The following is a 23,420-nucleotide window of genomic DNA, read 5'->3' on the forward strand; positions in this document are numbered from 1 at the left end:
GAACTACCTGACAGAAATGACAGTTCCGACGAACGGTAAGCGACGTTCAACGACGCTCATCAACTGCGTAATCGACGCCAGATCAGGCAGGGCGGCCTGGCTGACCCGGACTTTGCCCGCGACGGGCGGCATCGGCGCTTGCGGTTCGTTGAAGATAAACCCGTGATGAACCTGCGGGTTGTCGGCAAGGAAACCCGGCAGGTCCAGCGATCCGTTGGCCATCGCCCCATTGACCAGCACCAGATCCAGAGGCTCGCAAGCGTACTCCACCAGTGGCAGGAGCTCGCCGAGGCTCTGAACCGGCGCCACCCGGAAGTAACCGAGCTGGTTGAACAGCCGCTCGATCCGCAGGCGGTTGAAGTGCTGCTCATCGGCGATCAGGATGCGCAAGGATTTGTTCGGCAAGGTGACCTCCAAAAGGATGTCGGTTTCAAGAGGTCGCAAAGCCTACGGAAGACCACCTTAGGTTTATGTAGGAATATTCCTAAATGAATGCCGGTTAATCTGACGCTTGCCAAGGAAACCCTGGCCCCCTGTGGGAGCGAGCTTGCTCGCTCCCACAGGGATTGTGTTGATTGGCCAGCCTCGCGGCCTTATTGCCAGCCAAACCGGCGAATGTAGAAGCCCTTCACCGCCTGGGTCAGCGCCATGTACGCCAGCAGGATCACCGGCAGGAACACGAAGTACAGCGACGGCAAGGCCTGCAGCTTGAAGTAGTGCGCCAGCGGTCCCATCGGCAGGAAAATCCCCACGGCCATGATCAGCCCGGTCATCACCAGCAACGGCATGGCCGCGCGGCTCTGCAGGAACGGGATCTTCGGCGTGCGGATCATGTGCACGATCAGCGTCTGGGTCAGCAGCCCGACCACGAACCAGCCGGACTGGAACAGGGTCTGGTGATCCGGCGTATTGGCATCGAACACGTACCACATCAAGGCGAACGTGGTGATGTCGAAGATCGAACTGATCGGCCCGAAAAACAGCATGAAGCGCCCGACGTCGCCCGGCTGCCAGCGCTGCGGTTGCTTGAGCATTTCCTCGTCGACGTTATCGAACGGAATGGCGATCTGCGAAATGTCGTAGAGCAGGTTCTGCACCAGCAGGTGCATCGGCAGCATCGGCAGGAACGGGATGAACGCACTGGCCACCAGCACCGAGAACACGTTGCCGAAGTTCGAACTGGCAGTCATCTTGATGTACTTGAGCATGTTGGCGAAGGTACGGCGGCCTTCCAGCACGCCCTCCTCCAGCACCATCAGGCTCTTTTCCAGGAGGATGATGTCGGCCGCTTCCTTGGCGATGTCCACCGCGCTGTCCACGGAAATACCGATGTCGGCGGTGCGCAGGGCCGGGGCGTCGTTGATGCCGTCGCCCATGAAGCCGACCACATGGCCGTTGCCCTTGAGCAGGCGGACGATGCGCTCCTTGTGCGACGGCGTGAGTTTGGCGAAGACGTTGGTGGCCTCCACCGCCTTCGCCAGCTCGGCATCGCTCATGCGTTCGATGTCGTTGCCCATCAGCAGGCCTTGCTGTTCCAGGCCGACTTCACGGCAGATCTTCGCCGTCACCAGCTCGTTGTCGCCGGTCAGCACTTTCACCGCCACGCCATGGGCCGCCAACGCCTTGAGGGCTGGCGCGGTGCTTTCTTTCGGCGGATCGAGAAACGCCACATAACCGATCAGCGTCAGTGCCTGCTCATCGGCCAGGCTGTAGGTGTCGCGGCCTTCGATCATCGGCCGTGCCGCTACCGCCACCACCCGCAAGCCTTCGGCGTTGAATGCGGCCGTGACCTGACGGATGCGTGCCAGCAGTTCTTCGCTCAAGGCTTCATCGACCGCGCCATGACGCACCCGCGAGCAGACCGCCAGCACCTCTTCCACCGCGCCCTTGCAGATCAGCAGGTGCGGTTGATCGTGCCCGGCGACCACCACCGACATGCGTCGGCGGGTGAAGTCGAACGGGATCTCGTCGACCTTGCGAAAGGCCGTGCCGACTTTCAGCTCACGGTGGATCTCGACGTGTTCGAGCACCGCCACATCCAGCAGGTTTTTCAGGCCGGTCTGGTAGTAGCTGTTGAGGTAGGCCATTTCCAGCACGTCATCCGAGTCGTTGCCCCAGACGTCGACGTTGCGCGCCAGGAAGATCCTGTCCTGGGTCAGGGTGCCGGTCTTGTCGGTGCACAGCACGTCCATGGCGCCGAAGTTCTGGATGGCGTCGAGACGCTTGACGATGACTTTCTTGCGCGACAGGAACACCGCGCCCTTGGCCAGGGTCGAGGTGACGATCATCGGCAGCATTTCCGGGGTCAGGCCCACGGCAATCGACAGCGCGAACAGCAGCGCTTCGGTCCAGTCGCCCTTGGTGAAACCGTTGATGAACAACACCAGCGGCGCCATCACGAACATGAAGCGGATCAATAGCCAGCTGACTTTGTTGACCCCGGTCTGGAACGACGTCGGCGCCCGGTCGGTGGCGCCGACCCGCTGGGCCAGGGCGCCGAAATAGGTGCTGTTGCCGGTGGTGACAATCACCGCCATGGCCGTGCCGGACACCACGTTGGTGCCCATGAACAGGATGTTGTCCAGGTCCAGGGGGTTGAGTGTGTCGCGGTCCTGCTGGCGGGGAAATTTTTCCACCGGCATCGATTCACCGGTCATTGCTGCCTGGCTGACGAACAGGTCCTTGGCGCTGAGTACCCTGCAATCGGCGGGAATCATGTCACCGGCAGACAGCACGATCAGGTCGCCCGGCACCAGTTGCCTGATCGGCAATTCGATGCGCTGCGCGCCATGTTCCTCAAGGTCGCGGCGCATCACCGTGGCGGTGTTGCTGACCATGGCCTTGAGGGCATCGGCGGCCTGGTTGGACTTGGTTTCCTGCCAGAAGCGCAGCAAGGTCGAGAGCACCACCATGGAGAAAATCACGATGGCGGCTTTCATGTCTTCGGTCAGCCAGGAGATGACCGCCAGCAAGGTCAGCAGCAGGTTGAACGGATTCTTGTAGCAGTGCCACAGGTGCGTCCACCACGGCAGCGGCTGTTCGTGCTCGACTTCATTGAGGCCAAATTGCTCGCGCAGGGCATCGGCTTCGAGTTCGCTCAAGCCGTCGATGTGACTGCCCAGGGTGTTGAGCAATTGACCGGTGTCGCTGCCGGCAGCGGCCACCAGTGTTTGCGCCAGGGTGGGTGGGACTTCACGGCTGACCGTGGTGTCGGTGAAGGTTTCCAGCAACGCCAGGCGGCGGAAGTGCCGGGCGATGTGGCGGTTACGCAGGAAACCTGCGAAGAATTCCTTGAGGGTAAGTTTCATGGCCGGTGCCCCTTTGGTCAGCCGGGAAACCGTCGAGCAGGCAGGTCCGCGCCGCTGCCGCCGGAACAACCGGCAAAGCAAGGCCTGGCGCCCCGGTCACGAATGACAGGCGTGTCGATAGAGCGGCGGCCACGACAAAAAGTCGAAACCACGCACTGTTCAGCGTCGATGAGAGGGACGTCGGGACACGGCCGGGACTGGCCATGATCAGGATGCCGCTGCTCGCTTGTCGGCGAGACAACGGCACAGGAGACTGCGCGTTATCTTGCCGAGAAAATGCCGGTTACCGAGACCGGCCGACAACTGTCACTCGAACAAGTACCCACTGTGGGTCTCCGTAATGGATGAAAACGCGCGAAGCTTACGCCCCGATGTTTGCAGAGTAAACCCGATACAAAATATTGCAGGGGCAATCTCGGGGATCTTCAGGAAGGGTTCAGGAATCAATGTATGTGGTGCTTTTCAGACCGCCATCGCGGGCAAGCCCGCTCCCACAAGGATCACTCCAAACCTGTGGGAGCGGGCTTGCCCGCGATGGCAATTTTGTAGGCGCCGCAGGACTCAACTGGCCGTGGCCAACAACAAATCCACCACCGACCGCCCCTGCCCGCGATGCTTGCCGTGCTCATACAAGGAGCCGGCAATCTCGTCCGCACGAATCGGCAGGATCGACAGCAAGGTGTCGCTCAGCCCGTGGCTGGCCTGGCAGAAGCCCTGCATGTAGAGGCCGGCCTTGCAGCGTTCGTCGGTGATCAGTTTGTAGTTGCGATCGACCTCGAAATCGCCCAGGTACTCTTCCAGCGGCGCCAGCAACTTGCGGTGCATCTGCCGCTCGTAACCGGTGGCCAGGACCACGGCATCGTAGTGACGAACCGAGACTTCACCGGTGGCGTTGTTGCGCAACAGCAGTTCGACGCCGCGCTCGTTGGCGGTGGCTTTTTCGATAGTGGTCAGGGTGTGGAACGCATGCCGGGCGATGCCCGAGACCTTCTGCCGGTAGAAGATGCCGTAGATGCGCTCGATCAGGTCGATGTCCACCACCGAGTAGTTGGTGTTGTGGTACTCGTTGACCAGTCGTTCGCGCTCGCTGTCAGGCTGCTGGAACACCAGGTCGGTGAACTCCGGCGAGAACACTTCGTTGACGAAGGGGCTGTCGTCGGCCGGCTTGAGTGCCGAGCCGCGCAGGATCATGTCCACCTGCACCGACGGGAAGCTGTCGTTCAGATCGATGAAAGCCTCTGCCGCGCTCTGCCCGCCACCGATGATCGCAATGCTCATCGGCTGGTTGTTCACGCACGGCTGCTTGGCCATCTGCGCCAGGTACTGGGAGTGGTGGAACACCCGGCCGTCATCCTTGAGCGCCTTGAACACCTCGGGAATACGCGGCGTGCCACCGGCGCTGACCACCACCGCACGGGTGGTGCGCACATGCTGATGGCCGCTTGTATCGCGGGAAATCACCCGCAACGCCTCGACCTGATGGTTGTGCAGCACCGGCTCGATGGTCAGCACTTCTTCACCGTAACGGCTTTGCGCGGTGAACTGCCCGGCGACCCAGCGCAGGTAGTCGTTGTACTCCATGCGGCACGGATAGAAGGTGCCCAGATTGATGAAGTCCACCAGGCGCCCGTGGGCCTTGAGGTAATTGACGAACGAGTAAGGGCTGGTCGGATTGCGCAGGGTCACCAGGTCCTTGAGGAAGGAAATCTGCAACTCGCTCTGGGTCACCAGGGTGTTGCCGTGCCAGCGGTAGTCGGCCTGCTTGTCGAGAAACAGCACATCCAGATTGCCCTGGCTCGCCCCGCGCTCTTGCAGCGCGATGGCCAGTGCCAGGTTCGACGGGCCGAATCCGACGCCGATCAGGTCGTGAACGAGGGGCGATGCAATTGCCTGTGTCATTTCCAGTGTCCTCTGGATGTTCCCCGCTAAAGCGGGGCATTGAACCTAAGTGACCTGACAGGCTTTGGGTCGCACAACAGGTCGTCTGTTGAGTAGGAACGAGGACAATGAAACAAAATTTAACAAGGCTTGATGAATCCGCCGGAATCAGTGCTCTTCCCACTGACGCATCCGCACACGGCAATGCTTCATGGCATTGACAATGTGTTTTTCCACCAGGGCCCTGGAAATACCCAGTTGCCCGGCGATCTCCGAATGGGACTGGCCGTCGATCTTGCGCAGCAGAAAGCTTTCTCGGCACAGCCGTGGCAGTTCCGCCAGGGCACGCTGGAGCATGTCCAGGCGCTGGCCGTGATCGAGGACCTTGTGCGGCGAAGGCGTGAAGCAGCTTTCTTCGCTGTCGAGTACGTCCAGCGGCTCGGTGCGCCGCAAGGCGTTGCGCCGATGGTCATCGACGACCAGGTTCAGGGCGGTGCGATAAAGGAATGCCCGGGGCTGCTCGATCGGCGTCTCGCTGGAACGCTCCAGGACCCGCAGGTAAGCGTCATGCACCACATCTTCGGCCACCTGACGGTTGCCCAGCCTGGCGTTCAGGAAACACACCAGCTCGCGATAGTAGTTTTCCAACATGACTCCCGTCCGCACGGGGGTGCGGTTACTGTCCTTGAGCCCTTTGTGCCAGCGTTGAAATAAACGGTGGCACGATAGTGGCAATTCGTATCGCGTAATTTATAGTAATTCTCATATAGATTTAAAGTACCGCGTCGCCTTGCCCGATAAATAGTCGTGGACTATGTGGGAGCGAGCCTGCTCGCGATGGCCGTGAACGATGATGCGTACTTTCTGATTTAACGCGTCGTCCTTGCGGCCATCGTCGGAACGCCGCCCGGAGCAAGCTCGCTCCTACAGTGGTTTGTGTTGTCGGCTAAATTCTCTGCTCCGTTCAACGTCTACAGGACAGCTTCCCGTCTCTGCGCCGCTCAACGACGGGCCGATATCCTTTGGCCGGAACCCTGCATGAAACGTCCCCGACAGACCCGCCGCGCGCTGCTTGCAACACTTTGCCTGATCCCTGTAGTAGTCGCCGTCGCCGCCTGGCAGTTCATCCCGCCGGGCCGCGACCAGTTCGCCACCGTCCAGGTCAGCCGCGCCGACATCGAAAGCAGCGTCACGGCCTTGGGCACCCTGCAACCGCGGCGCTATGTCGACGTCGGCGCCCAGGCTTCCGGGCAAATCCACAAGATCCACGTGGAAGTCGGCGATCGGGTCAAGGAAGGCCAGTTGCTGGTGGAAATCGACCCGTCCACGCAACAGGCCAAACTCGATGCCGGGCGGTTCTCCATCGAAAACCTCAAGGCGCAGCTGCAGGAACAACGGGCGCAACACGAACTGGCCCGGCAGAAATACCAGCGCCAACAGAACCTCGCCGCTGGCGGTGCCACCCGTGATGAAGACGTGCAGACCGCCCAGGCTGAATTGCGCGTGACCCAGGCGCGCATCGACATGTTCCAGGCGCAGATCCGCCAGGCCGAAGCCAGCCTGCGCAGCGATCAGGCAGAGCTCGGCTACACGCGGATCTATGCACCGATGGCCGGCACCGTGGTGGCCCTGGATGCTCGCGAAGGCCAGACCCTCAACGCCCAGCAGCAGACACCGCTGATCCTGCGCATCGCCAAGCTGTCGCCCATGACCGTATGGGCCGAGGTCTCGGAGGCCGACATCGGCCACGTCAAACCCGGCATGCACGCCTGGTTCACCACCCTGAGCGGCGGCACCCGGCGCTGGACCAGCACCGTGCGACAAATCCTCCCTGTCCCGCCCAAGCCGCTGGACCAGACCAGCCAGGGCGGTGGCAGCCCCGCCAACACCAGCAAAAGCGGGAGTGCCCGCGTGGTGCTGTACACCGTGTTGCTGGACGTCGATAACGCCGACAACGCGCTGATGGCGGAAATGACCACCCAGGTGTTTTTCGTCGCCAACCAGGCGCAGAACGTGCTCACCGCACCGATCGCCGCCCTGCAGGCCGGCACGCAGCCAGACCTGCAGACCGCGCAAGTGGTCGCCGGCAATGGCCGCATCGAACAGCGCAACGTGCGCACCGGCATCAGTGATCGCCTGCGGGTGCAGATCCTCGATGGCTTGCAAGAAGGCGATCACCTGTTGATCGGCCCGGTCGACGGGAGTGACGGCTGAATGCACACGCCCCTGATCGACCTTGCGGACATCCGCAAAGCCTACGGCGGTGGCGACGCGCCTGAAGTTCATGTGTTGCGCGGCATCGACCTGTCGATCCATGCCGGTGAGTTCGTGGCGATCGTCGGCGCTTCCGGTTCCGGCAAATCGACGCTGATGAACATCCTCGGTTGTCTCGACCGCCCGACCTCGGGCGAATACCGCTTCGCCGGGGAAAACGTCGCCGCCCTCGACAGTGACGAACTGGCCTGGCTGCGTCGCGAAGCCTTTGGTTTCGTGTTCCAGGGCTATCACCTGATTCCGTCCGGTTCGGCCCAGGAAAACGTCGAGATGCCGGCGATCTACGCAGGCACCCCCGCCGCCGAACGCCACGCCCGCGCCGCCGCCCTGCTCGACCGCCTCGGCCTGGCTTCGCGCACCGGCAACCGTCCGCATCAGCTCTCCGGCGGTCAGCAGCAACGGGTGTCGATTGCCCGCGCGCTGATGAACGGCGGCCACATCATCCTGGCCGACGAACCCACCGGCGCCCTCGACAGCCACAGCGGCGCCGAGGTCATGACCCTGCTCGACGAGCTGGCGAGCCAGGGCCACGTGGTGATCCTCATCACCCATGACCGCGAAGTGGCGGCCCGGGCCAAACGCATCATCGAGATTCGCGACGGCGAGATCATCAGCGACAGTGCCCGGGATAATCCCGCCGCGCAAAACTCGGCCAACCCCGGCGCCCTGCAAGCCGTCGATTTGCGCAAGCGCCTGAGCGAGGGCGCCGAAGCCACCGGCGCCTGGAAAGGTGAATTGGTCGATGCCGTGCACGCGGCGTGGCGGGTGATGTGGATCAACAAGTTCCGCACCGCGCTGACCCTGCTCGGGATCATCATCGGCGTGGCCTCGGTGGTGGTGATGCTGGCCGTGGGCGAAGGCAGCAAGCGCCAGGTGATGGCGCAGATGGGCGCGTTCGGCTCCAACATCATTTACCTCAGCGGCTCTGCGCCCAACCCGCGCACGCCAATGGGCATCGTCACTCTCGATGAGGTCGCGGCGATTGCAAGCTTGCCGCAAGTGACGCGGATCATGCCGGTGATTGGCCAGGAAGCCGGGGTGCGCTTTGGCAACCTCGACCATTTGAGTTATGTCGGCGGCAATGACACCAATTTTCCGACGATCTTCAACTGGCCGGTGGTCGAAGGCAGTTACTTCACCCACGCCGATGAACAGAACGCCGCAGCGGTCGCGGTGATCGGGCACAAGGTGCGGACCAAACTGCTCAAGGACGTGGCCAACCCGATCGGCCAGTACATCCTGATCGAAAACGTACCCTTCCAGGTGGTCGGCGTGCTCGCCGAAAAAGGCGCCAGCTCCGGCGACTCCGACAGCGACGACCGCATCGCCATCCCCTACTCCGCCGCGAGCGTGCGCCTGTTCGGCACGCACAATCCCGAGTACATCGCCATCGCCGCCGCCGACGCGCGCAAGGTCAAGGAAACCGAAAAAGCCATCGAGCAATTGATGCTGCGCCTGCACGACGGCAAGCACGATTTCGAACTGACCAACAACGCGGCGATGATCCAGGCCGAGGCCCGCACGCAAAACACCCTGTCGCTGATGCTCGGTTCGATTGCCGCCATTTCGCTGCTGGTGGGCGGGATCGGCGTGATGAACATCATGCTCATGACCGTGCGTGAACGCACCCGCGAGATCGGCATCCGCATGGCCACCGGCGCCCGCCAGCGCGACATCCTGCGCCAGTTCCTCACCGAAGCGGTGATGCTCTCGGTGGTGGGCGGCCTCACCGGGATCGCCCTGGCGCTGATCGTCGGCGGCGTGCTGATTTTCAGCGAAGTGGCTGTCGCGTTCTCCCTGATAGCGGTGCTGGGCGCCTTCGGCTGCGCCCTGGTCACCGGTGTTGTTTTCGGCTACATGCCGGCCCGTAAAGCTGCCCGGCTCGACCCGGTCACGGCCCTTACCAGTGAATGATCGATTTATGAAGCCGTCACTCAGTTTGCTCACCCTGTGCCTGTTGCTCGGCGCCTGCGGCACTCCGGTGCAGCGCCCCGACAGCGGCATCCGGCCGCCGGCCGCCTGGCACTCGCCGCACACCGTCGGCGCGATCCATGACAACCAGCAATGGTGGAACCGCTTCGGCAGCCCGCAACTGGGGCGCCTGATCGAACAGGCGCGGCTCGGCAGTTACGATCTGGCCGCGGCCATCGCCGGGGTGCGCCAGGCCCAGGCCGACACGGTGATTGCCGGCGGCTCGCAACTGCCGGAGGTCAAGGCCGGGCTCAACGCCAACCGCCAGAAGCTGATTCGGGGCAGCGGCTACAGTCAGCTCGATGCCGACAGCAACAATGACGCCGTCGACTACTTCACGGCGAACCTGGTCGCCAGCTATGAAATCGATTTCTGGGGTGGCCAGCGGGCCGGCCGCGACAGTGCGCAATTCAGTCTGCAAGCCAGTGAGTTCGACCAGGCCACCGTGGAACTGACGCTGCTCAGCGGCGTGGCCAGCGGCTATGCGCAGGCCTTGTCGTTGCAGGAGCAGAGCCGCATCGCCGAGTTGAACCTGGCCAATGCGCAAAGCGTGTTGAAACTGGTGCAGACCCGCTTTGATTCGGGCTCGGCCACGGCCCTGGAGCTGGCGCAGCAAAAAAGCCTGGTGGCGGCGCAGCAACGCCAGCTGCCGCTGGTGCGGCAGCTGGCCGAGGAGGCGCGAATCAGCCTTGCCACCCTGCTCGGCCGGCCGGTTCAGGCGCTGTCGTTGGGGCAGGAACACTTCGACCAACTGACCTGGCCCGCCATCGATGCCGGGGTGCCCAGCCAGTTGCTCAGCCGCCGCCCGGACATTGCCCGCGCCGAAGCGCAACTGGCCGCCGCCCAGGCCGACGTCACCGTCGCCCGCGCCGCAATGCTGCCGACCGTGACCCTCACCGCCGAAATCGGCTCCGGCGCCGACCGGGCCAACGACATTCTGCGCAGCCCCTTCTACAACCTCACCGCCGGGCTGCTTGCGCCAGTGTTCAACAACGGCCGCCTCGGCGCCCAGCGCGACAAGGCCACGGCGCGTCAGGAAGAGCTGTTGGAGACCTATCGCGGCACGATCATCAACGGTTTCGCCGACGTCGAAAAAGCCCTCAACAGCATTCGCGGGCTGGATGAACAGCGCGGGTGGCAAAGTGAAGAGCTGAGCCAGGCGCAGACTGCCTTCAACATTGCACAAAGCCGCTATCAGGCCGGGGCCGAGGATTTGCTGACGGTACTGGAAACCCAGCGCACGCTGTATGCCGCGCAGGATCTGAACGTGCAACTGCGCCTGTCGCGGATGCAGGCGAGTATTGCGTTGTACAAGGCGCTAGGGGGTGGCTGGCAGGTTCTTTAATTGTGGTGTGCGAAAGGACGCCATCGCGGGCAAGCCCGCTCCCACAGGTTATGCGTCGTACCCGGATCATGCGGCAAACGCAAAACCCTGTGGGAGCTGGCTTGCCAGCGAAGAGGCCGGCACATCCAACATCAACATTGCCTGACAGGACGCCATCGCGGGCAAGCCCGCTCCCACAGGTTATGCGTCGTGCCCGGATCATGCGGCAAACGCAAAACCCTGTGGGAGCTGGCTTGCCAGCGAAGAGGCCGGCACATCCAACATCAACATTGCCTGACAGGACGCCATCGCGGGCAAGCCCGCTCCCACAGGTTATGCGTCGTGCCCGGATCATGCGGCAAACACAAAACCCTGTGGGAGCTGGCTTGCCAGCGAAGAGGCCGGCACATCCAACATCAACATTGCTTGGCAGCGATTGAACGATAACGCGGTATCAAGCCTGGTTCTGTTTAGCCTTCAGATGTCGCGCATACCACGGCCGTTGCGGCACCTTGCGGAACAAGCCGGCCAGTTTCGTCTCGTCCTCGCCAAAGGTGATACGCAGCGCCAGCTTCATGGTTTCCGAGTCCATTTCCACTGACTTGCCCGCCTGCAACCCGGGCGTGGTGCTGCACCCGTGAGTGCTCGGGCCGAGCCACGGGTCATCGATTTCCACCCAGCGCCCCGGCGCAAACCATGGCACGCCGTTGACCTGCAGCCGACTGACCTGCCCCGGATGGAAGCGCTCGTGGGCGCGGAACCAGTCCTCCAGGCGATCGTCGATCCAGCCGTGGAAATGCCAGAACACCGGGTTCACATGGGAGGAGAACGGGTCGCCGAGGAAGTCGTTTTCCGCCGCGAACCAGCGTGCGGAAAAGTCCGCCGGATCACGGGCGAACGGCACCGGCTGACCGTTGGACGGGTCACGCGGCACCGAAGCCCAGCGCATGTGCAGCCAGTCGTGCAGGCCCAGTTCGACCTCCGAGCCGAACTGGCCGAGGGTCAGCGTCGACAGGTAACGCGGATCACGGTAGCGCGACTCCCAGACCTGGAAATTGCTGGAGTACGTCTCGCCGGTCTTGATGTCGCTGACCCATTGCGTGTACTCGTCATCGTCCTCGGCCAGCCAGGTCGGCGGCAACGCCGTGCCGTCGTGGTTGTCGTAGTAACGCGCGAAGCCGGGCCGATCGCGCATCAGCTCCGGCTGCGGCAACGGAAAGTGCGTCCAGGAAGGCAGGTCCTGCATCGACCGCGCAGTGCCGAGCATGTGCCGGTGCATGAAGAAAAAGTCCACGCCAGAACCGTTGCGATCCTTGCGCGCGCCACGGGCATCGCGTTCCTGATCCCGAGGGCCGGGCTGCCAGCCGAGCCCGCGCAAGGCACCGCGCTGGTCTTCGGACAGTTTGTGCCACTTGTCCCGGGAGGCATGCCAGAGCTGGTGGAACAATCGGTGCTCCGGCGATACCAGCCACGCCAGCAGTGTCGGATTGAGGCCCGTGCGCTCGCGCGCTTCCGGGAATACCCGTTTGACGGCAATGAAGCGATTGTCCTGGGCCGTCAGCATCAACGGGCGCTTGAGGTCCAGCACGCGCCCGCTGAGACTGCCGCTGCCGGCGTTGCCGAAACCGGCCCAGACCTCGTCCAGGCTCATGTCGAATTCGTATTCGCAGCAGCCGCTGGCACCCAGCAATCGCCAGGCGAGCTGCTTCGGGTCGGCCCCGGACAGATCGCCCAACACTCGGTAGCGAGGCTCTTCGCTGGAACGCAAACGCTCGGTGGTATCGAGATAACCGCTGACACCTCGCCCCTTGTGGCCGATATCAATGAACACTTCCAGGCCCTCCAGCGGCAAGCCTTCGATCCCGGCGTCACGACCTTCGAAACGAATCTGCCAGACCCCGCGCAAGGAATCGGCCAGGCGCTGACCGGCGACATCCGCCACGTCGAACGAGGCTTCGCCCGGGGTGATCGTCGGGTCCGGCCTGGTCAGTTCGCGATGCCTGTAATACACCGCAGGCACGGCGGCACCGGTCAGCGCCAGACCCGCGAGGAACCATCGTCGAGAAATCGTCATTGCCCTACCTGTGTCAGCCATGGAGCAGGCTTTATCCAAGCTAGAACGTTTGTTACCCGGACAAATTTAAAAGCATCGCTGGCAAGCCAGCTCCCACAGGGATCTTCAGTGCGACACAGATCCAGTGTGGGAGCGGGCTTGCCCGCGATGGGGCCATCAGCTTCGCTAAGTTTTCCGGCCAGCCACTCGTTCCCCCCAGATAGCAAAGGCCCCCGCGCCTGACCCTCGACGGCGAACCTGACTGAGACGGCAATGACAAAACCACGTTCGAAAAAGGCTCTTTCCATCGGCCTGCCGCTGGCCCTGGCGATCAGCGCGGGTGCAGGCTACGCGGCCTGGGACTACTGGTTTCGGGACAACCCCGGCTACCCGGTCAAGGTGATGAAACAGGCCGACCAGTTGCAGGAACGCATCCTCTCGTTCGACAGCCACATCACCGTGCCGATGGACTTCGGCACCGCCGGCAACGAAGTCGACAAGGATGGCGAAGGCCAGTTCGACCTGGTCAAGACCGGACGCGGGCGCCTGTCCGGTGCGGCCCTGACAATTTTCGGCTGGCCGGAAATCTGGAACGGCCCCAACGCCCCCCATCGTCCCACCGCAGGCTTCATCGACGAGGCCCGCCATGAGCAGGAAACCCGCTACAAGATCATCAGCGCGATGGTGCGTGACTTCCCCAACCAGACAGCCATCGCCTACACCCCCGACGACTTCCGTCGACTGCACGGCGAAGGCAAGTTCGCGATCTTCATCAGCATGCTCAACGCCTACCCGCTGGGCAACGACCTCAACGCCCTGGACAAGTGGGCCGCGCGCGGCATGCGCATGTTCGGCTTCAGCTATGTAGGCAACAACGCCTGGGCCGATTCGTCGCGGCCGCTGCCGTTCTTCAACGACTCGCGCGATGCCCTCGGCGGGCTGTCGGACATCGGCAAGCAAGCGGTGCAGCGCCTCAACGACCTGGGCGTGATCGTCGATGTGTCGCAGATGTCCACCAAGGCCCTGGAGCAGGTCGCGCACCTGAGCCGCACGCCGATGGTCGCCTCGCACTCGGCACCGCGAGCGCTGGTGGACATCCCGCGCAACCTCAGCGACGCGGAAATGCAGTTGATCAAGAACAGCGGCGGTGTGGTGCAGATTGTCGGTTTCCCGACCTACATCCGCCCGCTGAGCCAGGCCACCCGGGACAAGCTCAACGCCCTGCGCGCGCGCTTCGACCTGCAACCGCTGCAAGGCTTGGAGATGGCCCTGATGCCGGGCGATCCGGTGATCACCGTCTGGCCGGAGCAGCGTTTCGGCGAATACGCCAGCCAGCTCTACTCGATCCTCGACGAAGAACCCAAGGCCTCCCTCAAGGACTACGGCGACGCCATCGATTACGCCGTGAAGAAAATCGGCATCGACCACGTCGGCATCAGCTCCGACTTCAACGACGGCGGCGGCCTCGACGGCTGGAAAGACGTCAGCGAAGCCCGCAACGTGACCGCCGAACTGATCAGCCGCGGCTACAGCGAGGCCGACATCGCCAAGCTCTGGGGCGGCAATTTCCTGCGGGTCTGGGACCAGGTGCAGAAGTCCTCCCGGCCTGTGGTCCAGAACTGATTTTGTCCTTTTGCCAAAGCGAACCGAACCCATGACCAACCGTCGTTCATTCCTCAAGCAGGCCGGCATTCTGGCGGCCGGCATTCCCCTGGCCTCCACCGTGAACCTGCCAGCACTGGCCGCAAGCCCGGCGCCACTGCCCAAGGACAAATGGGACCAGTTGCGCCAACTGTTCACCCAGGACCCGAACTACCTGCACTTCGCCAACTTCCTGGTGACCTCGCACCCGCGCCCGGTGCGTGAGGCCATCGAGATGCACCGCGAGAATCTCGATCGCAACCCGGGCCTGGCCATGGACTGGCATCGCGGAGAAACCGAGCGGCGCGAAGAAGAGGTGCGCGTGTGGGCCGGCCGTTACTTGAAAGCCAAGCCGTCGCAGATCGCCCTGACCGGCAGCACCACCGAAGGCCTGGCGATGATCTACGCCGGCATCCACGTACGCCCGGACCAGGAAATCCTCACCAGCGAACACGAGCACTACGCCGCCAACAGCGTGTTCGAATACCGCACCCAGAAAGACGGCACCCAGGTGCGCAAGATCAAATTGTTCGAAGACCCGTACAAGGTCTCGACCGCCGAAGTGCTGGCCGCGATCGAGCGCAACATTCGCCCCGAGACCCGCGTGCTGGGCATGACCTGGGTGCATTCCGGCAGCGGCGTGAAGCTGCCCATCGGCGAGATCGGCAAACTGGTGGAAAAGGAAAACCGTGGTCGCGAGGACAAGGACCGCATCCTCTATGTGATCGATGGCGTGCACGGCTTCGGCGTGGAAAACGTCGACTTCCCGGACATGCACTGCGACTTCTTCATCGCCGGCACCCACAAGTGGATGTTCGGCCCACGGGGCACCGGGATCATCTGCGCCCGCTCCGACGAGCTCAAGGACGTGACCCCGACCATCCCGACCTTCTCCGAAGCCACGCAGTTTTCCACGGTGATGACCTACGGCGGCTATCACTCGTTCGAACACCGCTGGGCATTGACCGAAGCCTTCAAGCTGCACCTGGACCTGGGCAAGGCCGAGGTCGCGGCACGCATCCATGAAATCAACAGCTACCTGAAAAAACGCTTGCAGCAGCATCCGTCGGTGGAGCTGGTCACGCCGCTGTCACCGGAATATTCCGCCGGGTTCACCTTCTTCCGCATCAAGGACCGGGACTGCGAAGAAGTCGCCAACTACCTGATGGATCAGCGCGTGGTGTGCGATGCCGTGGACCGGGATGTCGGGCCGATCATTCGTGTATCGCCGGGGCTGCTCAATAACGAAGCGCACATCGACAAGTTGATGGAGCTGATGGCGAGCAAGCTCTGACCCACCGATTTCAATGGACGAGAATTTTTTATGAAAAACACCCTGAAAAACCTCGGTGCCCTGATGTTGCTGGGGGTGCTCGGCAGCGCCGTGCCCGGCCTCGCCCAGGCCTACACGGCACCACTGCCGGGCAAAGTCTTCAAGGATTGCCGCAACTGCCCGGAAATGGTGGTGCTGCCCGCCGGCACCTTCATCATGGGCACCCCGGACGACGAAATCGGCCGCGAGCCCGATGAAGGCCCGATGCATGAGGTGACGTTCGACAAACCATTCGCCATGAGCCGTTACCAGATCACCGCCGGCGAATGGAACCAATACATGAAGGAAACCGGCATCACCCTGCCCGATGGCGACACCCGCCCCGGCCGCGCCTGCACCAATGGCAAGCCGAGTTACCCCCAGGGCCCGCGCCAGCCGGCGGTGTGCATGAACTTCGCCGAGGTCAGCGCCTACGTCGCCTGGCTGTCGATGAAAACCGGCCAGCACTACCACATCGTCAGCGAAGCCCAGCGCGAATACGCCGCCCGTGGCGGATCGACGGGCGCCTTCCCCTTCCCGTTCGACCCCGGCACCGAGTACAGCATCGCCACCCACGCCAACACCTACGGCCCGACCGACGGCTACAGCTATTCCTCCCCCGTGGGCAGCTATCCGGCGAATGCCTTCGGTATGTACGACATGCACGGCAACGTCTATGAGTGGATCGCCGACTGCTACCACCCGGACTACGTCGGCGCGCCCACTGACGGCAGCGCCTGGACCGAACCGAACTGCGACACCTTGCGTATCCGTGGCAACGACTGGGGCGAAGCGCCGGTGTTTTCCCGCTCGGGCAACCGCAATGACATCGACCCGCAAACCCGTGGCGACTGGATCGGTTTCCGTGTCGTACGCGACCTGACCCCCAATCTCTAACCCCTCCACAACCCACCTGTGGGAGCGAGCTTGCTCGCGATGGCGGCAGCACATTCAACATCAATGTGACTGACAAATCGCTTTCGCGAGCAAGCTCGCCCCCACAGGGTTTATGTAACGCCCCCGCCACCCGTCTCCCACCTTTTAAATTAAGCCCTCCACCAGACGTTCTACTGGGTATCTGCCTCAAGACCCAAGGAACCCTCTGCTCATGACCCAGCCAACGCGCGGTGCAATTCATGAATTGTTCAGCCTCCTGAAACCGTTCCGGCTCGTCGTCAGTCTGTCGATCCTCATGGGCATGGTCGGTGGCCTGAGCGTGACGGTGTTGCTGGCCACCATCAACAACGCGCTGCACTCGCCGGACGGCCTGACCCAGGGCGTGGTCGCGCTGTTCGCCGGCCTGTGCGTGCTGGCCCTGGGCAGTTCGATCTGCTCGGACATCGGCACCAACTACGTCGGCCAGCACATCATTGCCAAGCTGCGCAAAACGCTTGGGGAGAAAGTCCTTTCCGCGCCCATCGAGCAGATCGAGCGCTACCGCAGCCACCGGCTGATCCCGGTGCTGACCCACGACGTCGACACCATCAGCGACTTTGCCTTCGCCTTCGCGCCGCTCGCCATTTCCCTGACCGTGACCCTCGGCTGCATGGGTTACCTGGCGATGTTGTCGTGGCCGATGTTCCTGATGATGGTGCTGGCGATTGCCATCGGCACCGGCATCCAGTTCTACGCGCAGGGCAAGGGCATCCAGGGTTTCATGGCCGCCCGCGACGCCGAAGACGAGCTGCAAAAGCACTACAACGCCATTGCCGGCGGCGCCAAGGAGTTGCGCATCCACCGCCCGCGCCGCCAGCGCATGTTCGTCAAGGGCATCCAGGGCACCGCCGATTTCATCTGCGACACCCAGGTGCGTTCGATCAACACCTTCGTGATCGCCAAGACCCTGGGCTCGATGCTGTTCTTCGTGGTCATCGGCCTGGCGCTGGCCCTGCAATCGTTCTGGCCCAGCGCCGACAAGGCGGTGATGAGCGGCTTCGTGCTGGTGTTGCTGTACATGAAAGGCCCGATCGAGCACCTGGTCAGCACCTTGCCGATCGTCAGCCGCGCGCGCATCGCCTTCCGCCGCATCGCCGAACTGTCGAGCCGGTTTTCCTCGCCGGAACCGCACCTGCTGCTCAACGACAAAGGCACCCAACCGGTCGTGGTCGACAGCCTGCAGCTGAACAACGTCAGCTACGCCTTCCCCGCCGCACCCGGCAGCGACCCGTTTCGCCTGGGCCCGGTGAACCTGACCATCGAGCAAGGCGACATCATTTTCATCGTCGGCGAAAACGGCTGCGGCAAGACCACCCTGATCAAGTTGCTGCTGGGCCTCTACGCGCCGCAACAGGGGGAAATCCTGCTCAACGGCCAAGGCATCGATGCGCAGAATCGCGACGACTACCGCCAGTTGTTCACCACGATCTTTGCCGATTACTACCTGTTCGATGACGTGGTGCAGGGCGACCAGCACATCCCCGAAGACGCCAACAAATATCTGCAACGCCTGGAGATCGCGCACAAGGTCAGCGTCCGCGACGGCAGCTTCACCACCACCGACCTGTCCACCGGCCAGCGCAAGCGCCTGGCGCTGGTCAATGCCTGGCTGGAAGAACGCCCGGTACTGGTGTTCGACGAATGGGCCGCCGACCAGGACCCGACCTTCCGCCGCATCTTCTACACCGAGCTGCTGCCGGACCTCAAACGCCTGGGCAAAACCATCATCGTGATCTCCCACGACGACCGCTATTTCGACATGGCCGATCAACTGGTGCGCATGGAATCGGGCCGGGTCGTCACCGAGCGTGCGACCGCCTGACGCTCGTTGCCGCACGCAGATCATTGTTTTTTTGAAGTTTGTTTTCCGGTTTAGGCAAAGTGGTCCGTCTAATAATAATTATCATTAACTAAAAAACTGCACACACCCTTCTGGAGCGATTCGAGCAATGCAAAGCCTTACTCTGTCCCGCGCACCTTTGGCACTCGCCATCGAACGGCAAAAGAAATTCCGCACGGTCGTGCCGGGCGCGCTGCTGACCCTGTTGCTGCTGGGTACTTCCCAGGTCGAGGCAGCTCCGGTCAACGTCAATGTGCCGTCTCAGTCCTTGGCCAGTGCATTGCGCCAACTGGGCCAGCAGACCAACCTGCAGATTCTCTATAGCCAGGACATGGTCAACGGCATCAAGTCCACAGCGGTGTCCGGCAACATGGAACCGGAACAGGCACTGAAAACCTTGCTGCTGGGGAGCGGCATCAATTTTCAGTTGAATGGCAACACCGTGTCGCTGGTGCCATCGGCCGGTGATTCCAGTGCATTGCAACTGGGCGCGACGTCCATCACCGGCGTCGCGCTGGGGCCGACCACCGAAGGCACGCACTCCTACACCAGCGATGAAGTGTCCATCGGCAAGGGCAACATCAAGCTCAAGGACATTCCGCAGTCGGTGTCCGTCGTCACGCGCCAGCGCATGGACGACCAGAACATGAACAGCCTGCAGGACGCCATGCGTCAGGTCACCGGCGTGACCATCAAGACCTACAACTCCGGCTCCAGCCTCAACGACGTCTACATGCGTGGCTTCCTCGTCGACCAGGTGCAGGTCGACGGCGTCTCGCAACCCACCGGCCAGGGCGACATGGCCACCAGCTTCGACCTGGCGATGTACGACCGCATCGAAGTGCTGCGCGGCCCGTCGGGCCTGTACCAGGGCGCGGGCGAACCCGGCGGTACGATCAACGTGGTGCGCAAGCGCGCCCTGGGCAAATTCGCCCTCGGTGGCGAACTGGCCGCCGGTTCCTACGATCACTACCGCTCTTCGGTGGACGTTACCGGCCCGCTGAACGACCAGGGCACCGTGCGCGGTCGCTTCATCACCGCCTACGAGAACAACAAGTCGTTTGTCGACTACGCGCAAAACGAACGCCCGATGGTCTACGGTCGCCTGGAATTCGACCTCGACCCGGCCACCACATTGTCGGTCGGCGGCGCCTACCAGAAGAACGACTCCACCCCGGCGTTCGGCTTGCCGGCCTATGCCGACGGCTCGTTGCTCGACGTTCCGCGCTCGACCTTCGTCGACGCCAAGTGGAACACCCTGAACGAAAAAGTCTGGGAGAGCTTTGCCGAACTCGATCACGAGCTGGACAACGGCGGTCAGTTCAAGACCACCGTGACCTACCGCGACGCCGAAACCCCGCAGCGTAACTTCACCTGGGCCGATGGCGCTGTCGACCCGGCCACCGGTGACAGCTGGGCCGTGGCCTACGACTACTACACCCACATCAAGACCGTCGGTGTCGACAGCTTCGTCACCACGCCGTTCGAGTTCGCCGATCGCCGCCACGAATTCACCGTGGGCGCCGAGTACCAGCACCTGGACAAGGAGTTCACCTACGGCGGTGGCGAGTACTTTCCGATCAACGTGTTCAATCCGGGCAGCATCGACATTCCCCGCAACGACTACGAGCACGTCAACGGCAACTGGTCCAAGTCCGACCAGTACGGTGTCTACACCCGTGCCAAGCTCAATGTCACCGACTGGCTCGACGTCATCGGCGGCAGCCGTGTGACCTGGTACGAAAGCGACGCGAAGAACGCCAACGCCTTCTTCAACAACTTCGGCGAAGCCCACACCAGCATCAACCGCAAAGTCGTGCCGTACGGCGCCATCATCGGCAAGATCACCCCGGAGCTGTCGACCTACTTCAGCTACACCGGCGTGTTCAAACCGCAGAGCGAAATCGGCACGGACGGCGAGCCGGTCGGCCCACGCAAAGGCAAGCAGTACGAAATCGGCCTCAAGCGCGAGTTCTTCGACGGTCGCCTGAACGCCAGCATCGCCGCGTTCCGCATCTACGATGAAAACCGCGCCGAATACGACAACAACTCCGGTGCCTACATGACCGAAGGCAAGGCGCGCAGCGAGGGTTGGGAAACCGAGCTGAGCGGCAACCTGACGGACAACTGGAGCATCGTCACCGGCTACGCCTACACCTCCACCAAGTTCCTGGACGCCGATGAGGCCAACCAGGGCAAGACCTTCAGCACCATCACGCCCAAGCACAACTTCAACCTGTGGACCAAGTACGAGTTCACCGACGGCCCGCTCAAGGACTTCAGCGTCGGCGGCGGCGTGCGTGCGGTCAGCGACACCTACTACCAGCGTGACGTGAAGTTCCAGCAAGGTGGCTATGCAATCACCACGGCGCAGGTCGGCTACAAGTTCAACGAAAACCTGTCGTCGACACTGACCGCCAACAACCTGTTCGACCGCAAGTACTACGATCGTGTCGATGCCTCCTGGGGCACCAACTTCTACGGCGACCCGCGCACCGTGACCCTGAGCCTGAGCGCGCAGTACTGATAACCGTTGCTTGATCCGCAACAACAATCCGGGCCGCAAGGGCTAATGCCAGTCAGTCAAGCTGACTGGCATTTTTATTTATGATCGGATACTTCGGTGATTTCCGATGGATAAATAAACAGCCCTTTAACCATTAAGAAACAATCGGCACATCTAACCCGCCTTATGGCTGGAACAAGGCGTGATAAAAGCTCTGATTTTCTTGCAAATACAATATCAATGTAGCGTCAACTTTTAACATTTACAGGAAATCTGCCATGGTCTACCCAGTGACCGCAGTTGCTCTCATCAGGCTTTGCAGCAGATTACTCTCAACCTTCAGTCAGGCCGATGAACCATTTGAAAAAAACCCACCATCTCGCGTTTCGAGTCCGAAGCCTCATGATAGAAGATCACCGAAGCTGCTGTCCAATGACTATACCGACCCGTAACTTGCCAAGTTTCACCTTCCACTGGATCGACCTCCTGAAGGACCTTGTCGCCTGGAATTGCCGTTACATCAGAGGTTTCGATCCACACTCTCTCAGGCCTCAGTATGTTATGTTTAACTATAACAGTGTGCGCAATGCCATGGGGTGCTACTACCCACCCACCATGACGAACAGGCTTACCATCGAACAACATGATCACCCGTTCCTCTTCAAAATCCGACATTATCCTGCAAACCGGCATATACAGCACTGAATTCATACCGTCAGCTTCAACTCCCAGTTTAAACATACCATTCCCGGTTGCTCCCATGACGTCCCACTGGAAATCGGTTTGCGCCACACCAAAATCAGGTTCACTGACAAGTTGGACGTCGTCGCCTTCAACAACCAGATAACTCAGCTTCAACGGAACAGTCGCCAATGGACTGTTGTTCTTGACTCTCAGCGAAAGCGATTTTTTTTCACCTGCTTTGAAAATAAAACCCTCGGGAAAGACTTCACCATCAATCAAGGCATCAGCCTCGTCGGCCAGGTCCGTCGACAACAGCTTGCAGAACGTAAGCTGAATTGAACTCGCCGCCCAGAAACCTAGATTCAAGCCAAAAGTACCGCTTTGGTTAAATCCGGTTACGGTCCAGCGGTGGGTTAATACTGTACCAGCAGGTTCCGTCACCACATTGTCTGGTTCAACGTCACCACCCGGTTGTCGAGTCAGCCCGACTGGATAGTCGCCAATCGGACTGCCACGTTTGGGTACCAGCGTGATGATTCGAGGTTGGTCGCGAAAAAACCAGATGAAATCAGAGGTAACCGGTACACCGTCAACTTCAACATCCGCCTCTTCGGCCAGTTTGTCCGACATCACCCAGCAACGAAGCTCTAGCAACAGGCCCACGCCTGGATACTCTGCACTCAAGGTGAGATGGCCGCGAACGGGATCAGCCTGCGTAAATTCCCATTCGGCCGCACCATCAGCATCAAGCGTCACCAGCGCATTGAAATCGGGGTTCGCCTGGATTTTTAACGCTGCTGCTTCCTCGCCGTTGAGGCGGATCTGCCCTCCCTTTAATTGTGGCGCTATCAATTTCACCTTGTTTGTCTGCCCCAGCGGCAATCGGGCAGGCACGAACTCATACGACTCGTTTCCGTTAATGAACCATCGAGCGCCTTCCCAGGGACTTTCGGAAATAACGCTTAATTTAAATTCCTGAGCAATCACTTTGTCATCAAACGGATTGTGGACTTTTGCTGCAATGGTCAGTTCACCCACCGTGTCGACAATATGGGTAAACTTGCTTTTGCCAGAATCCGATGTCGGTTCGGTAGCCACCTTCTCCCCCCCAACCCACCACTCCACTTCAATGCTTTCCAACAATTTTCCCGGAATGTAGAACGACTCAACGGCAATTTCGGCCGTTATTTCATCGCCCTTCGTCACAACACCGGGCGGGGCGAGTTCGACCAGAATTTTGCGTCGATAGTGTCCTACCGTCATGGATATTTCGTAAAGCGGGGCAGTAAATTCACTTTGCAAGCGTAATCTAAAGTTATGATCCGTGCCTTCCTTTGGGCAATGAATTCTGAACTTTGCCCCTTCAATAAGTGGCATTTCCTGAAGTTCACCAAATCCAGGCGCAACTGTAATCGGAAACGGCTGTGTACCGCCGCCCTCAAAAAGGATGTCGCGAAAACTAAATTTCTGATTGGCCCACGGATTATCTGCAAAAGGCATTAGAGTGCAAGTATGAGAAAGTTCGCCTTCGGCCCCATGACAGATCAGCAAAGGGTTTAGTTGGGTTGTTCCGGATATAGTGTCAGTCATGATTTGGTCTCGATAATCAGAATTGCCATTTAACGACGTGGCGCTCTAATATCGATGAACGCCTGCCTCATTAAAACTGTTATAAATGACAGTTCTTTAGAAC

General features: G+C 61.3%; 14 protein-coding genes. 8 read left to right on the plus strand and 6 right to left on the minus strand.

Annotation, left to right across the window (positions count from 1 at the left end; translation table 11 throughout):
• Positions 1 to 3 precede the first annotated feature (3 nt).
• The 4 genes from AB4O16_RS07440 to AB4O16_RS07455 form a co-directional block, all read right to left on the minus strand.
• The gene (locus AB4O16_RS07440) at positions 4 to 405 is read right to left on the minus strand and encodes a chemotaxis protein CheY (RefSeq protein ID WP_460157418.1); all 402 of its coding nucleotides are present in this window, start codon (positions 403 to 405) and stop codon (positions 4 to 6) included.
• Positions 406 to 593: 188 nt separating this feature from the next.
• Positions 594 to 3,308 (minus strand): magnesium-translocating P-type ATPase, encoded by a 2,715-nt coding sequence (gene mgtA, locus AB4O16_RS07445; protein ID WP_460157419.1) that lies wholly within the window; start codon positions 3,306 to 3,308, stop codon positions 594 to 596.
• A 561-nt stretch (positions 3,309 to 3,869) separates the two neighbouring features.
• Positions 3,870 to 5,207: a lysine N(6)-hydroxylase/L-ornithine N(5)-oxygenase family protein gene (locus AB4O16_RS07450; RefSeq protein WP_160387688.1), complete on the minus strand. Its 1,338-nt coding sequence runs from the start codon at positions 5,205 to 5,207 to the stop codon at positions 3,870 to 3,872.
• Between the two features lie 147 nt (positions 5,208 to 5,354).
• Positions 5,355 to 5,837, minus strand: coding sequence for a sigma-70 family RNA polymerase sigma factor (locus AB4O16_RS07455; RefSeq protein ID WP_460157420.1), 483 nt, complete (start codon positions 5,835 to 5,837; stop codon positions 5,355 to 5,357).
• A 387-nt stretch (positions 5,838 to 6,224) separates the two neighbouring features.
• Here AB4O16_RS07455 and AB4O16_RS07460 point away from each other — a divergent pair, with 387 nt between their 5' ends.
• From AB4O16_RS07460 to AB4O16_RS07470, 3 genes are read left to right on the plus strand one after another with little or no spacing between them, the layout of a single operon-like run.
• Positions 6,225 to 7,400 carry an efflux RND transporter periplasmic adaptor subunit gene (locus AB4O16_RS07460; protein WP_460157421.1) on the plus strand — a complete coding sequence of 392 codons (1,176 nt, stop codon included), beginning with the start codon at positions 6,225 to 6,227 and terminating at the stop codon, positions 7,398 to 7,400.
• On the plus strand, positions 7,401 to 9,374 hold the full coding sequence (locus AB4O16_RS07465) for a MacB family efflux pump subunit (protein WP_460157422.1): 1,974 nt from the start codon (positions 7,401 to 7,403) through the stop codon (positions 9,372 to 9,374). It begins immediately after the preceding gene.
• 7 nt (positions 9,375 to 9,381) lie between these two features.
• A complete protein-coding gene (locus AB4O16_RS07470; protein ID WP_460157423.1) occupies positions 9,382 to 10,776 on the plus strand; it encodes an efflux transporter outer membrane subunit in 1,395 nt (464 codons plus the stop codon).
• Between the two features lie 433 nt (positions 10,777 to 11,209).
• Here AB4O16_RS07470 and pvdP read toward each other — a convergent pair whose 3' ends face one another.
• Positions 11,210 to 12,829 (minus strand): pyoverdine maturation tyrosinase PvdP, encoded by a 1,620-nt coding sequence (pvdP, locus tag AB4O16_RS07475; RefSeq protein WP_160387716.1) that lies wholly within the window; start codon positions 12,827 to 12,829, stop codon positions 11,210 to 11,212.
• Between the two features lie 252 nt (positions 12,830 to 13,081).
• On the opposite strand from pvdP, the gene pvdM reads away from it, so the two are divergent.
• The 5 genes from pvdM (at position 13,082) to AB4O16_RS07500 (ending at position 21,064) form a co-directional block, all read left to right on the plus strand.
• Complete coding sequence (gene pvdM / locus AB4O16_RS07480; protein WP_160387718.1) at positions 13,082 to 14,431, plus strand: pyoverdine-tailoring dipeptidase-like protein PvdM; 1,350 nt, start codon at positions 13,082 to 13,084, stop codon at positions 14,429 to 14,431.
• Positions 14,432 to 14,462: 31 nt separating this feature from the next.
• Positions 14,463 to 15,743, plus strand: a complete 1,281-nt coding sequence (gene pvdN / locus AB4O16_RS07485) for a pyoverdine-tailoring periplasmic protein PvdN (protein WP_460157424.1) — start codon at positions 14,463 to 14,465, stop codon at positions 15,741 to 15,743.
• A 30-nt stretch (positions 15,744 to 15,773) separates the two neighbouring features.
• Positions 15,774 to 16,658 carry a dihydropyoverdine dehydrogenase gene (pvdO, locus tag AB4O16_RS07490; protein ID WP_160387722.1) on the plus strand — a complete coding sequence of 295 codons (885 nt, stop codon included), beginning with the start codon at positions 15,774 to 15,776 and terminating at the stop codon, positions 16,656 to 16,658.
• 211 nt (positions 16,659 to 16,869) lie between these two features.
• A complete protein-coding gene (locus AB4O16_RS07495) occupies positions 16,870 to 18,519 on the plus strand; it encodes a cyclic peptide export ABC transporter (protein ID WP_160387724.1) in 1,650 nt (549 codons plus the stop codon).
• Positions 18,520 to 18,646: 127 nt separating this feature from the next.
• On the plus strand, positions 18,647 to 21,064 hold the full coding sequence (locus tag AB4O16_RS07500; protein ID WP_460157425.1) for a TonB-dependent siderophore receptor: 2,418 nt from the start codon (positions 18,647 to 18,649) through the stop codon (positions 21,062 to 21,064).
• A gap of 318 nt (positions 21,065 to 21,382) precedes the next feature.
• On the opposite strand, the gene AB4O16_RS07505 is transcribed toward AB4O16_RS07500, so the two are convergent.
• Positions 21,383 to 23,317 (minus strand): hypothetical protein, encoded by a 1,935-nt coding sequence (locus tag AB4O16_RS07505; protein ID WP_460157426.1) that lies wholly within the window; start codon positions 23,315 to 23,317, stop codon positions 21,383 to 21,385.
• Between the last annotated feature and the right edge of the window lie 103 nt (positions 23,318 to 23,420).

It is taken from the genome of Pseudomonas sp. S2_H10 (genome assembly GCF_054668285.1).